The 12949-nt window shown below is 62.0% G+C and carries 9 protein-coding genes; 5 read left to right on the forward strand and 4 right to left on the reverse strand.

Annotated elements, in window-relative coordinates:
• Window positions 1–126 precede the first annotated feature (126 nt).
• From PF1751_RS02585 to PF1751_RS02595, 3 genes are all read left to right on the forward strand, one after another.
• Window positions 127–3417, forward strand: coding sequence for a transglutaminase family protein (locus PF1751_RS02585; protein WP_044286558.1), 3291 nt, complete (start codon window positions 127–129; stop codon window positions 3415–3417).
• Window positions 3418–3574: 157 nt separating this feature from the next.
• Window positions 3575–6061, forward strand: coding sequence for a circularly permuted type 2 ATP-grasp protein (locus tag PF1751_RS02590; protein WP_010213590.1), 2487 nt, complete (start codon window positions 3575–3577; stop codon window positions 6059–6061).
• Window positions 6061–6951 (forward strand): transglutaminase family protein, encoded by an 891-nt coding sequence (locus tag PF1751_RS02595; protein ID WP_010213588.1) that lies wholly within the window; start codon window positions 6061–6063, stop codon window positions 6949–6951. The genes PF1751_RS02590 and PF1751_RS02595 overlap by 1 nt, the downstream gene beginning before the upstream one ends.
• A gap of 46 nt (window positions 6952–6997) precedes the next feature.
• Here PF1751_RS02595 and PF1751_RS02600 read toward each other — a convergent pair whose 3' ends face one another.
• The gene (locus PF1751_RS02600) at window positions 6998–7180 is read right to left on the reverse strand and encodes a hypothetical protein (protein WP_010213587.1); all 183 of its coding nucleotides are present in this window, start codon (window positions 7178–7180) and stop codon (window positions 6998–7000) included.
• Window positions 7181–7512: 332 nt separating this feature from the next.
• On the opposite strand from PF1751_RS02600, the gene azu reads away from it, so the two are divergent.
• Entirely contained in the window at window positions 7513–7959 is a 447-nt protein-coding gene (azu, locus tag PF1751_RS02605) for an azurin (protein WP_010213586.1), read from the forward strand.
• Window positions 7960–8095: 136 nt separating this feature from the next.
• Here the strand turns inward: azu and nadE are convergent, their stop codons facing one another.
• The 3 genes from nadE to PF1751_RS02620 all read right to left on the reverse strand — a co-directional run bounded on the left by nadE (window position 8096) and on the right by PF1751_RS02620 (window position 11239).
• Entirely contained in the window at window positions 8096–8923 is an 828-nt protein-coding gene (nadE, locus tag PF1751_RS02610; protein ID WP_010213585.1) for an ammonia-dependent NAD(+) synthetase, read from the reverse strand.
• A 3-nt stretch (window positions 8924–8926) separates the two neighbouring features.
• Window positions 8927–10141 (reverse strand): nicotinate phosphoribosyltransferase, encoded by a 1215-nt coding sequence (pncB, locus tag PF1751_RS02615; protein ID WP_010213584.1) that lies wholly within the window; start codon window positions 10139–10141, stop codon window positions 8927–8929.
• Between the two features lie 207 nt (window positions 10142–10348).
• Window positions 10349–11239 (reverse strand): LysR family transcriptional regulator, encoded by an 891-nt coding sequence (locus PF1751_RS02620; RefSeq protein WP_044286560.1) that lies wholly within the window; start codon window positions 11237–11239, stop codon window positions 10349–10351.
• A gap of 154 nt (window positions 11240–11393) precedes the next feature.
• Here PF1751_RS02620 and amaB point away from each other — a divergent pair, with 154 nt between their 5' ends.
• Window positions 11394–12884, forward strand: coding sequence for an L-piperidine-6-carboxylate dehydrogenase (gene amaB / locus PF1751_RS02625; RefSeq protein ID WP_010213580.1), 1491 nt, complete (start codon window positions 11394–11396; stop codon window positions 12882–12884).
• Window positions 12885–12949 lie beyond the last annotated feature (65 nt).

Raw genomic sequence — 12949 nt, forward strand, 5'->3', positions numbered from 1 at the left:
TGGCCCGTACGTTGGCGCCGTTTTGGTGCTGTACTGCACCGGGTCTTACGATAAAGCGCAATGACCGCCGCTCTGGCATAAGTCTTGCGCGCTTTGTTCCCATGCCCTGGCTCGCAGGAGGCCGCCGTGTCGATTCATGTCGCGTTGCACCACGTTACGCATTACCGCTACGACCGCGCGGTCGAACTCGGCCCGCAGATTGTGCGTTTGCGCCCGGCGGCCCATAGCCGCACGCGGATTTTGTCCTACGCGCTGAAAGTGCTGCCCGAGCAGCATTTCATCAACTGGCAGCAAGACCCCCAGGGCAATTACCTTGCGCGGTTGGTGTTTCCGGAAAAGACCGACGAGCTACGCATCGAAGTCGACCTGGTCGCCGAGATGGCGGTATTCAACCCGTTCGACTTTTTCCTCGAACCCTACGCCGAAAACATCCCCTTCAGCTACGCCGCCGATGAGCAGCGCGAACTGGCGCCGTACCTGGAAACCTTGCCGCTGACGCCGAGGTTTGCCGCCTACCTGGCCGGAATAGACCGCACGCCGCTGCCTGCCGTGGACTTTCTGGTGGGCCTCAATCAACGCCTGGCGGCCGATATCGGCTACCTGATCCGCATGGAGCCGGGTGTGCAAACCCCGGAGTTCACCCTGGAGAACGCCTCCGGCTCCTGTCGCGATTCGGCCTGGCTGCTGGTGCAGTTGTTGCGCAACCTCGGCTTGGCCGCACGATTTGTGTCCGGCTACTTGATCCAATTGACCGCCGACGTCAAAGCGCTCGATGGCCCGTCCGGTACCGAGGTGGACTTCACCGACCTGCATGCCTGGTGCGAAGTGTATCTGCCCGGCGCCGGCTGGATCGGCCTGGACGCCACCTCCGGGCTGTTTGCTGGTGAGGGCCACATACCATTGGCCTGTAGTCCCGATCCATCTTCGGCGGCACCGATCAGTGGGTTGGTGGAACCGTGTGAGTGCGAATTCACTCACGAGATGTCGGTAGAGCGGATTTGGGAAGCGCCGCGCGTCACCAAGCCCTACACCGAAGAGCAATGGCTGGCGATCCAGGCCTTGGGCCGTCAGATCGATGGCGACCTGCTCAAAAACGATGTACGCCTGACCATGGGCGGCGAACCGACTTTCGTTTCCATCGACGATCCCGACGGCGCCGAATGGAACACTGCCGCCCTTGGCCCGGACAAGCGCCGGTTATCCGCCGAGCTGTTCCAGCGCATGCGCAAGCACTATGCGCCCAAGGGTTTGGTGCACTTCGGCCAGGGCAAGTGGTACCCCGGCGAGCAATTGCCGCGTTGGTCGCTCAACTGCTACTGGCGCCGTGACGGTGTGCCGATCTGGCACAACAGCGCGCTGATTGCCGATGAACAAGAGGATTATGGCGCGGACGGTGCGCTGGCCGGGCGGTTCCTGGCCAGTGTCGCCGAGCGTCTGAAGCTGCCGGCGCGTTTCGTGTTTCCAGCCTTCGAAGACAATTTCTACTACCTGTGGCGCGAGGGTGCGCTGCCGCAAAACGTCAGCGCCCAGGACCCGCGCCTGAGTGACGACCTGGAGCGCGAGCGCCTGCGCAAGGTGTTCAACCAGGGCCTGGATAAAGTCATCGGCCAGGTGCTGCCGCTGGCGCGCACGGCGGCCAATGACCGCTGGCAAAGTGGGCGCTGGTATCTGCGCGATAACCACTGCCGACTGGTGCCGGGGGATTCGCCGCTGGGATATCGCCTGCCATTGGCCTCGCAGCCTTGGGTGACGGCGGCAGAGTACCCGTTTGTGCATCCGACTGATCCTAATCAGGATCAGCCGGAGCTGCCATCCAGTGCGCAGTTGCAACGCCACGGTGAGCCCGCGCCGAGTGATGAGCGCGTGCCCAAGGTGGACGAGTCCGCGGACTGGCTGACTCGCACCGCCCTGTGCGCCGAAGCACGGGAAGGGCGCCTCTATCTGTTCATGCCGCCCCTGGAGCGCGTTGAAGACTATCTGGAACTGGTGGCAGCCATCGAAGCCTCTGCCGAGGAACTGCATTGTCCGGTATTGCTCGAAGGCTACGAGCCGCCAGCCGATACGCGCCTGAGCAACTTCCGCATCACGCCGGACCCGGGCGTGATTGAGGTCAACGTGCAGCCCTCCGCCACCTGGGACGAATTGGTGGAACGCACCGAATTCCTCTACGAAGAGGCGCGGCAAACGCGATTGACCACCGAAAAATTCATGATCGACGGGCGCCATACGGGCACCGGCGGCGGTAACCACTTTGTGCTGGGCGGCGCGACGCCCAAGGATTCACCGTTCCTGCGCCGACCCGATTTGCTGCGTAGCCTGATCAGCTACTGGCATAACCATCCTTCGTTGTCCTACCTGTTTTCCGGTCTGTTCATCGGCCCGACCTCCCAGGCACCACGGGTGGATGAGGCGCGCAACGACGCGTTGTACGAGCTGGAAATCGCCTTTGCGCAAATGCCTTCGCCCGGCGAGGAATGCCCGCCCTGGTTGGTGGATCGCCTGCTGCGAAACCTACTGATCGACGTGACCGGCAACACCCACCGCGCCGAGTTCTGCATCGACAAACTCTACTCACCGGACGGCGCCACGGGCCGCCTAGGCTTGCTGGAATTGCGCGCGTTTGAAATGCCGCCCCATGCACGCATGAGCCTGACTCAGCAATTGCTGCTGCGCGCCTTGGTGGCACGCTTCTGGCGCGAACCCTACGCGCCGCCGAAGCTGGCACGCTGGGGCACTGAGTTGCACGACCGTTTCCTGCTGCCGCATTTCATCGAGCAAGACTTTGCCGACGTAATCGTCGAACTCAACGCCGCCGGTTACCCGCTGCGCGCCGAGTGGTTTGCCGCGCACCTGGCGTTCCGTTTCCCCAAAGTCGGTGACTACGCCGTCAACGGGATCGAGCTGGAGCTGCGCCAGGCCCTGGAGCCCTGGCACGTACTGGGCGAGGAGGGCGCGGTGGGCGGTACGGTGCGGTATGTGGACTCCTCTCTGGAGCGCCTGCAAGTCAAGTTGACCGGGCTGCCACCGCAGCGCTACCTGCTGACCTGCAACGGCATCCCGGTGCCGCTGCAAGCCACCGGGCGTGTCGGTGAGTTCGTCGCTGGCGTGCGTTACCGCGCCTGGCAACCGGCCAACTGCCTGCAGCCGACCATCGCGGTGCACGCGCCGCTGGTGTTCGATCTGCTGGATACCTGGATGCAGCGTTCGCTGGGCGGCTGTCAGTATCACGTCGCCCATCCGGGCGGGCGCAATTACGACAGCTTGCCGGTGAATGCCAACGAGGCAGAGAGCCGGCGCATGGCACGGTTTTTCCGGTTGGGGCACACACCAGGCAAGCTTCCGGTGCCGACGGTTGTGGTGAACGATGAGTTGCCCATGACCCTGGATCTCCGGCGTTTCCCCAATAACAACGACTAAATGCAGTTAAAATGTGGGAGCGGGCTTGCTCGCGAATGTGGTCCATCAGCCGATACATGTATTGACTGGCCCACCGCATTCGCGAGCAAGCCCGCTCCCACATTAGATTGCCGTAATTTGAGTTAATCTGAGCCCCCTTGCCTCTGCCGAGCGTTCCATGTCCGACTTGCTCGACCGTTACCCGCTGACCGCGGGCACTTATCACGAACTGCTGGACGACAGCGGTTCGGTGCGTGCCCATTGGCGGCGCCTGCTGGACCACCTGCAACGCAGCACACCCGCGCAACTGGCCCAACGCCAGGCGCTGTTGACCCGGCAGATCCAGGAAAACGGCGTGACCTACAACGTCTACGCCGATCCCAAGGGCGCGGATCGCCCGTGGGAGCTGGATTTGCTGCCCCATGTGTTGGCCGCTGATGAGTGGCAGCACCTGTCGGCCGGTATTGCCCAGCGTGCGCGCCTGCTCAATGCCGTGTTGGCGGACCTGTACGGCCCGCAGCGCCTGATCAAGGAAGGTTTGCTGCCGGCGGAGCTGGTATTCGGGCATAACAATTTCCTGTGGCCGTGCCAGGGCATCCAGCCACCGGACGGCGCTTTCCTGCACCTGTACGCCGTGGACCTGGCGCGCACACCGGATGGCCGCTGGTGGGTCACTGCCGATCGTACCCAGGCGCCGTCGGGTGCCGGTTATGCGCTGGAAAACCGCACCATCGTGTCCCGGGCCTTTCCGGATCTTTACCGTGACCTGCAGGTGCAGCACCTCACCGGTTTCTTCCGCACCTTGCAGGAAACCCTTGCCCGCCAGGCGCCTGGTGATGACCAGCCGCCGCTGATCGTGCTGCTCACGCCCGGCCGGTTCAACGAAAGTTACTTCGAACACCTCTACCTCGCGCGCCAGCTTGGCTACCCGTTGGTGGAGGGCGGCGACCTTACCGTGCGCGACAGCACGGTGTTCCTGAAAACCCTCAGCGGCCTGCGCCGGGTGCACGCGATCATGCGTCGTCTGGACGATGACTTCTGCGACCCGCTGGAGCTGCGCACCGATTCGGCCCTCGGCGTACCTGGATTGCTGGATGCCGTGCGCCAAGGCAACGTGCTGGTGGCCAATGCCCTGGGCAGCGGCGTGCTGGAATCCCCCGGCTTGCTGGGCTTCTTGCCGAAGATCAACGAGTTCCTGTTTGGTGAAGCACTGATCCTGCCGTCCATCGCCACCTGGTGGTGCGGTGAAGCGCCGGTGCTGGCCGAAGCGCTGGAAAAAATGCCGGAGCTGTTGATCAAGCCCGCATTCCCGTCCCAGAGTTTCGCGCCGGTGTTCGGCCGTGACCTCAATGACGAACAGCGCCAGGCCCTGGCCGAACGTATGCGTGCGCGGCCTTACGCCTATGTCGCCCAAGAGTTGGCGCAACTGTCCCAAGCGCCGGTGTGGCACACCGTGGACGACCACCTGCAACACCGCGCCATCGGCATGCGTGTGTACGCCGTGGCCAGTGCCGAGGGTTACCGCGTGCTGCCTGGCGGCCTGACGCGGGTGGCGGCCGAAGCCGACGCCGAAGTGGTGTCGATGCAGCGCGGCGGCGCCAGCAAGGACACCTGGGTGCTCGGCGAACGCGCCGCCGGTGGCGAACACTGGCGTGCACAGCGCGCGATTGGCGCCCATGACCTGGTGCGCCGCGATCCTTATCTACCTTCCCGCGTGGTGGAAAACCTGTTCTGGTTCGGCCGTTACTGCGAACGCTGTGACGACAGCGCGCGCTGGCTGCGTATCGTGCTGGCGCGTTATGTGGATGGCGACGACCCGCTGGCCTTGCAGGCGGCCGTTGAGCTGGGCGAAAGCCTGCGGCTGCTGCCGGAGGAGGGCGAATTGCCCGAACGCCTGCTGGCGGCGCTGCTCGGTGATGACTGGCCATCGAGCCTGCGTGCCAACTTGCAACGCTTGCAGTGGGCGGCATCGCAGGTGCGCGGCAAGCTGTCCAGGGAAAACTGGCAGGCCTTGGTGGAGCTGCAACGTGAAGCCCTGGAGCTGGAAAGCGAGTCACCGGATTTTGGCGAGTTGCTGGATTTCCTCAACCGCCTGGTAATGTCCCTGGCGGCGCTGTCCGGGTTTGCCCTGGACGATATGACCCGTGACGAAGGCTGGCGCTTTTTGATGATGGGCCGGCGCATCGAGCGCCTGCAATTTCTTAGCAGTAGCCTGGCAGCCTTTCTGCGTGGCGTGGCGGTATTTGATCAGGCTGGGTTGGAGTGGTTGCTGGAGTTGGGCAACAGCAGCATCACCTACCGCTCCCGCTACCTGGCGGTGCCGCAGTTGATCCCGGTACTCGACTTGCTGCTGCTCGACGAGCAGAACCCCCACGCGGTGTTGTTCCAGCTCAAGCTGGTGAGTCGCACCCTGCGACGCCTCAACGATGACTTTGGTGTGCCGCGGGAAACCGGCCTGGGCCCATTGGTGGAGCGCCTGGCGCGATTCGACCTGGGCTGCCTGGAGAACCCGCTGTTTGGTGAATCCAGCGTGCGTGCGGCGTTGGACGGCCTGGCCGACCTGCTGCAAGCGGTGGCCGATGAGAGTGGGCAAGTGTCGGACCGCCTGGCCTTGCGTCACTTTGCCCATGTGGATGATGTCAGCCAGCAAACGGTGTCGGTGTGATGAGTGCGCGCTACCAGATTTTCCACGATACCCATTACCACTATGACAGCCCGGTGTCCCTGGCCCAGCAGCTGGCGCACCTGTGGCCACGACCGTGCGCCTGGCAGCGCTGCAGCTCGCAGCAACTGGATATCAGCCCGGAACCGACCTCGCGCCGCGACGAGCTGGACGTGTTCGGTAACCCTATCACTCGGCTGGCATTCGAGCGGCCCCATGATGAGTTGCTGGTGAACGCCGGGCTGACCGTGGAAGTACTGGCGCGGCCGGCGCTGGATTTCCAGCAATCACCCGCCTGGGACCAGACCCGCGACAGCCTGACCTACAGCAGCCAGGCTATGTCCGATGAGCTGATTGAAGCCTGTCGCTACCGCTTCGAATCGCCCTACGTGCACTTGAAGAAAACCTTCGTCGAATTCTCCGAGAGCTGTTTCCCCGCTGGTAAACCGTTGCTGCTGGGCGTACAGGCGCTGATGGAAAAGATCTTCAGCGAATTCACCTTCGATGCCGAAGCCACCCAAGTCGCCACGCCGCTTGTCGAAGTGTTGGAGCGCCGCCGTGGCGTGTGCCAGGACTTCGCCCACTTGATGCTTGCCTGCCTGCGCTCGCGAGGCCTGGCGGCGCGCTATATCAGCGGTTATCTGCTCACCCAGCCACCGCCCGGCCAGCCACGGCTGATCGGCGCCGATGCATCCCACGCGTGGGTCTCGGTGTATTGCCCGGTATCAGGTTGGGTGGATTTTGATCCGACGAACAATGTGCAGCCGGCACTGGAGCACATCACCCTGGCCTGGGGCCGGGATTTTTCTGATGTGTCGCCGTTGCGAGGGGTGATTCTGGGGGGAGGGAGCCACGACCCGGAGGTGCGGGTGACGGTGATGCCGCTGGAATAACGGTTGATTGTGTCGAGCCGGGCGGGCCGGCTCAGCACAAAGGAATTTATTCAGCCGGATCTTTTGGTGTTTCGGTCTCTTCGCTCGTTTCTTTACCATCAACATCGGCGTTCAGCCCATTGGCCTCTTCTTCTGCAGCGGCTTTCTTGCGTTGCAGTTTTTCCTCTTTCTTCTGCTCCTTGGCCAAGTCTCTCTGACGTTTGGCGAAGGAGTAATTAGGTTTGGCCATGGGCGATCCTCTAAGGTCGAAGGTGAGGGTGGCGGCGCGCAGCTGCCTTGGGACGACATGGTAGCAGCTTCAGGGTGCGCTTGGCCTTCACTTACCGCAGGCGTAGGCGGCCAATAGGCCGTTGAACAGTTGGTCGAGGCGCATGGCTCGGACTCCGATGGGTGATGAGCCGATCATAGGCAGGTAGCAGTACTTTGGCTGGTAGATTGTGTTGATAAGGCTGATAGCCTAAAGTTGTATACAATCTGTTGATTCAGATCATAAGAATTCCTGCCTGCTTCAGGCACCCTTGTCGCAATTCGCGTTTTCTAAACCCTGCCTTGGAGATTCACATGTTTGCCAAACTCGTTGCTGTTTCCCTGCTGACTCTGGCGAGCGGCCAGTTGCTTGCTGCAGAGTGCAAGGTCACTGTCGACTCCACCGACCAAATGTCCTTTAACACCAAAGCCATTGAAATCGACAAGAGCTGCAAGACATTCACCGTTGAGCTGACTCACTCCGGCAACCTGCCGAAAAACGTCATGGGCCACAACTGGGTGCTGACCAGCGCGGCCAACATGCAGCCGGTTGCCACCGACGGCATGGCCGCCGGCATCGACAAGGATTACCTGAAACCCGGTGACGACCGCATCATCGCCCACACCAAGATCATTGGTGCCGGTGAGAAAGACTCGGTGACCTTCGACGTGTCGAAGCTGGCCGCCGGGACTGACTACGCGTTCTTCTGCTCGTTCCCAGGCCACATCTCGATGATGAAAGGCACTGTGACCGTCAAGTAAGACCGCGTTATCGTTCTTCGCGAGCAAGCCCGCTCCCACATTCGACCGCGTTCCCATGTTGGAAATCGGTCAAGTGTGGGAGCGGGCTTGCTCGCGAAAGCGGTCTGAAAATCAGTACAAACCTATCGGGGTCACTTCACGGCGCAAACGGCATGACCCGCTTGTGCTCGGTCTTGCGGTACGTGTCGCAGATAATCCTAAACGCTTCCTCACGCACCGGCTCGCCGTGCAGGAATGCATCGATCTCGGCATAGGTCACGCCATGTGACGCTTCGTCCGGCTTGCCGGGTGACAGGTCTTCCAGGTCGGCTGTCGGGACTTTCTCCACCAACGATTCCGGCGCACCAAAGTGCCGCGCAATCGCACGCACCTGGTTTTTCACCAGCCCGCTCAACGGCGCCAGGTCGCACGCGCCGTCACCGAACTTGGTGAAAAAGCCCATCACCGCTTCCGCTGCATGGTCGGTGCCGATCACCAGGCCACCGGCCGCGCCGGCGATGGTGTACTGCGCCACCATGCGCATGCGCGCCTTGGTGTTGCCCAGCACGAAATCCCGGGACACCGCCGCCTTGCCTTCAAACGCGGCCACTTCATTGGCCAGGGCCTTGACCGCCGGACCGATGTTCACGGTGTGGCGCTCGTCCGGCTCGATGAAGTCCACCGAGGCCGTGGCATCGATTTCGTCAAACTGTGTTTCGTAGGGCAGGCGCACCGCGATAAAGCGGTAAGCCTCATCACCGGTATGTTCCCGCAGCTCTTTCATCGCACGTTGAGCCAAGAGGCCTGCGGTTAGGGAATCGACGCCACCGCTGATGCCCAGCACCAACGTCTTGAGCCCGGAATTTCGCAGGCAGTCCTGGATAAAGGTCACGCGGCGGGCAACCTCGGCCTCAAGGGCGGCCTGGTCGTTGAACGGCGCTTGGACCTTGAGCTGTTCAGCAATCTCACGCTGTACGGCTTGCATGATTCACTCCTTGCTAGAGATGGCAGGTACTTTGAAAACATGACGCAAATAGGCGACGAAATTCGGGTCGGTGCAGTGTGTCTTGCCCGCTTCATCGGAGATCTTCGCGACGGGCTGGCCATTGCAGGCGGTCATTTTAAGCACGATGCTCATCGGTTCCACACCTGGAATGTCGCACGTCAGGTTGGTGCCGATGCCGAAGCTCACGTTAATGCGACCACGCAGCGCCCGGAATATCTCCAGCGCTTTTGGCAGTGAAAGGCTGTCGGAGAATACCAACGTCTTGCTCATCGGCTCGATGCCGAGCTTGTGGTAATGGGCGATGGCTTTTTCCGCCCATTGCACGGGGTCGCCGGAGTCATGGCGCAGGCCGTCAAACAGCTTGGCGAAGTACAGGTCGAAGTCGCCCAGGAACGCATCGGTGGTGATGCAGTCGGTCAGGGCGATGCCCAGCAGGCCACGGTATTCGCGGACCCAGCAGTCGAGTGCGGCGATCTGGCTGTCGATCAGGCGGGGGCCCAGTTGCTGGTGGGCCATGATCCATTCGTGGGCCATGGTGCCCAGTGGCTTCATGTCCAGTTCGCGGGCCAGGTGCACGTTGCTGGTGCCGACGAAACGGCCGGGGAAGTCGTGCTTGAGTACGCTGACCACTTCTTCCTGCACGCGGTACGAGAAGCGCCGACGCGTGCCGAAGTCTGCCACTTGCAGCTCCGACAACTCGTCACTGCTGGCATTGGCGGTCAGCCAGTCGAATTTGCGGTACAGCTGTTCGCGAGCCTGTTCGAGGACCACGGTCTGGTAGCGGTAGCGGTTACGCACTTCGCTGACGATGGCCAGCATCGGCACTTCAAACAGGATCACATGCAGCCATGGCCCGCGCAGACGAATGAATAATTCGCCGTTTTCGATACCGGTCTGCACGTAACGCAGGTTGAAACGGAACAGCCCGAGGAAGCGCAGGAAGTCCGGCTTCATGAAGCTGATGCGCTCCAGGAAACCCAATTGGTCGGGGCTCAGGCTCAACTCGGCGAGGCGTTCGATCTGGTAGCGGATCTCCGCCAGATAGGGACGCAGGTCTTCGCTGTTACGGCAACGAAACTCCCATTCAACTTCCACGTTGGGGTAGTTGTGCAGCACCGCCTGCATCATGGTCAGCTTGTAGAAGTCGGTGTCGAGCAAGTTCTGCACGATGCGATCGGCAAACACACTCTCGCTCATAACGGGAATCTCCAGACGGGTCGGCGATGGTCGCCGGCCTTTACGCACAATTAAGGAAGGGGGCTAGTGGCGCATAGACCTGTGGGGTTTTGCCAGTGATTTTTTCGGTGAAGCCACTGGCGCCATCGCAGGCAAGCCAGCTCCCACATTTGAAACGCATGCCAAACTGGGGGAGGTGGCTTGCCTGGGGTGGCGATTTTCCAGGCGCTAAAGCACCTGCTCCATCATCCACTTCACGAACTCGCGAACCTTGGGCACCTCCGCCGAATGCTCCGGGTAGGCCAGGTAATACGCGTCCTCACTCGGCATCGCATGCTGCCAGGGGATCACCAGCTTGCCGTCGGCCAGTTCCTCTTCCACCAGGAATCGCGGCAACAGCGCCACGCCACAGCCGACCTGCGCTGCACGGATGCACATATAAAAGGTGTCGAAACGCGGCCCGTGATAGCTGTGCTCGGTCTGGTAGCCCTGGCTGGCGAACCAGTCATGCCAGCCTTGGGGGCGCGAGGCGTTTTGCAGCAGCACCAGGTTGCTCAGCTGTGTGGGGTCGGTGAACGGCTGTGCGGGCAAGCTCTCCGGCGCGCACACCGGTACAAGTTCTTCGCTGAACAGCTTCTGGCTCTCGGTGCCGGGGCGTGAACCCTGGCCGAAGTAGAAGGCCATGTCGGCCTTGCCTTGCAGCAGTTCGTCCGGCTCCTGCTCGTTGCACAGGTCGAGGTGGATCTGCGGATGGCGCAGCCGCCAGCCCTTGAGGCGCGGCACCAGCCAGCGTGCGCCGAAGGTGTAGGGCGTGGACACCCGCAGCACTTCGGTTTCGCCGCCGTAGGAGCGCAGGTAATGGGTAGACATCTCCACCTGGGTGAGGATCTTGCGCACTTCCACCAGGTACAGGTCGCCGGCCGGGGTCATCTGCAAGCGACGGCGCACGCGACGGAACAGCAGATGCTGCAGCAACTCTTCCAATTGCGCCACCTGCTTGCTCACCGCGCTCTGCGTGAGGTTCAGTTCCTCGGCGGCGCGGGTGAAGCTCAGGTGGCGGGTGGCGGCTTCGAAGCACTGCAGGGCGGTGATCGAGGGCAAATGTCTTTTGTTCAGCACGGCACGCCTCTTTTTATTTTTTGCATGAATAAACGGAATGATATCTCGCCTAATCGTCGTTTGTTGGCAAGTCTTGGGCCAGCTACAAATAAGGTCTGGATCGTCGTGCGGGCCGCGGCGCAATTTTTCTGTTTTTAAAGTGAAGGAGTGACCCATGGTTGCCGCATTGCTTGATCGTCTCGGGGTAAACCCGGCGCTGTACCAGTCGGGCAAGCAGCCCGTGCATTCGCCGATCGATGGCAGCCGTATCGGCAGCGTGCACTGGGAAGGTGCCGCCGAGGTGGAGCAACAGGTCAGTCGTGCGGAGCATGCATTCGAGGCCTGGCGCAAAGTGCCGGCCCCGCGTCGTGGCGAGCTGGTGCGCCAGTTCGGTGACGTGTTGCGCGAATACAAGGCCGACCTGGGCGAATTGGTGTCGTGGGAAGCCGGCAAGATCACCCAGGAAGGCCTGGGTGAAGTCCAGGAAATGATCGATATCTGCGACTTCGCCGTTGGCCTGTCGCGTCAGTTGTACGGCTTGACCATCGCCTCCGAACGCCCAGGCCACCATATGCGTGAAACCTGGCATCCGCTGGGCGTGGTTGGTGTGATCAGTGCGTTCAACTTCCCGGTCGCGGTGTGGGCGTGGAACACCACCCTGGCGCTGGTATGCGGCAACGCCGTGATCTGGAAACCCTCGGAAAAGACCCCGCTCACGGCTTTGGCCTGCCAGGCGTTGTTCGAGCGCGTGCTGAAGAAATTCGACGGCGCCCCTGAGTACTTGAGCCAAGTGATTATCGGTGGCCGCGATGCCGGGGCCGCACTGGTGGACGACCCACGCGTCGCCCTGATCAGCGCCACCGGCAGCACGCGCATGGGCCGTGAAGTGGCGCCGAAAGTCGCCGCACGCTTTGCCCGCAGCATCCTGGAGCTGGGTGGCAACAACGCGATGATTCTCGGCCCAAGCGCCGACCTGGACATGGCCGTGCGCGCCATTCTGTTCAGCGCCGTCGGCACTGCTGGTCAACGCTGCACCACCCTGCGTCGGCTGATCGCCCATGAGTCGGTGAAGGCCGAAATCGTCACCCGTCTCAAGGCCGCCTATTCCAAGGTGCGCATCGGCCACCCGCTGGAGGGCAACCTGATCGGCCCGCTGATCGACAAGCACGGCTTCGACAACATGCAGGACGCCCTGGAGCAAGCCTTGAGCGAAGGCGGCAAGGTGTTCGGCGGCAAGCGCCAGTTGGAAGACCAATTCCCCAATGCCTATTACGTGTCGCCGGCCATTGTGGAAATGCCCGAGCAAAGTGATGTGGTGTGTACCGAGACCTTCGCCCCGATCCTCTATGTGATCGGCTACAGCGACTTCAACGAAGCCCTGCGCCTGAACAACGCCGTGCCTCAAGGCCTGTCGTCGTGCATCTTCACCACCGATGTGCGGGAGGCTGAGCAGTTCATGTCAGCTGTGGGCAGCGACTGCGGTATCGCCAACGTCAACATCGGCCCGAGCGGCGCGGAAATCGGCGGTGCGTTTGGCGGTGAGAAAGAGACCGGTGGCGGGCGTGAGTCGGGTTCGGATGCGTGGCGCGGGTACATGCGTCGCCAGACCAACACCGTGAACTACTCGCTGGAATTGCCGCTGGCCCAGGGCATTACCTTCGACTAAACCACTGACGAAACGCGGTTGAAAATGTGGGAGTGGGCTTGCTCGCGAATGCAGGGTGTCAGTCA

Origin of the sequence: Pseudomonas simiae (assembly GCF_000934565.1) — a bacterium.
Taxonomy (GTDB): domain Bacteria; phylum Pseudomonadota; class Gammaproteobacteria; order Pseudomonadales; family Pseudomonadaceae; genus Aquipseudomonas; species Aquipseudomonas simiae.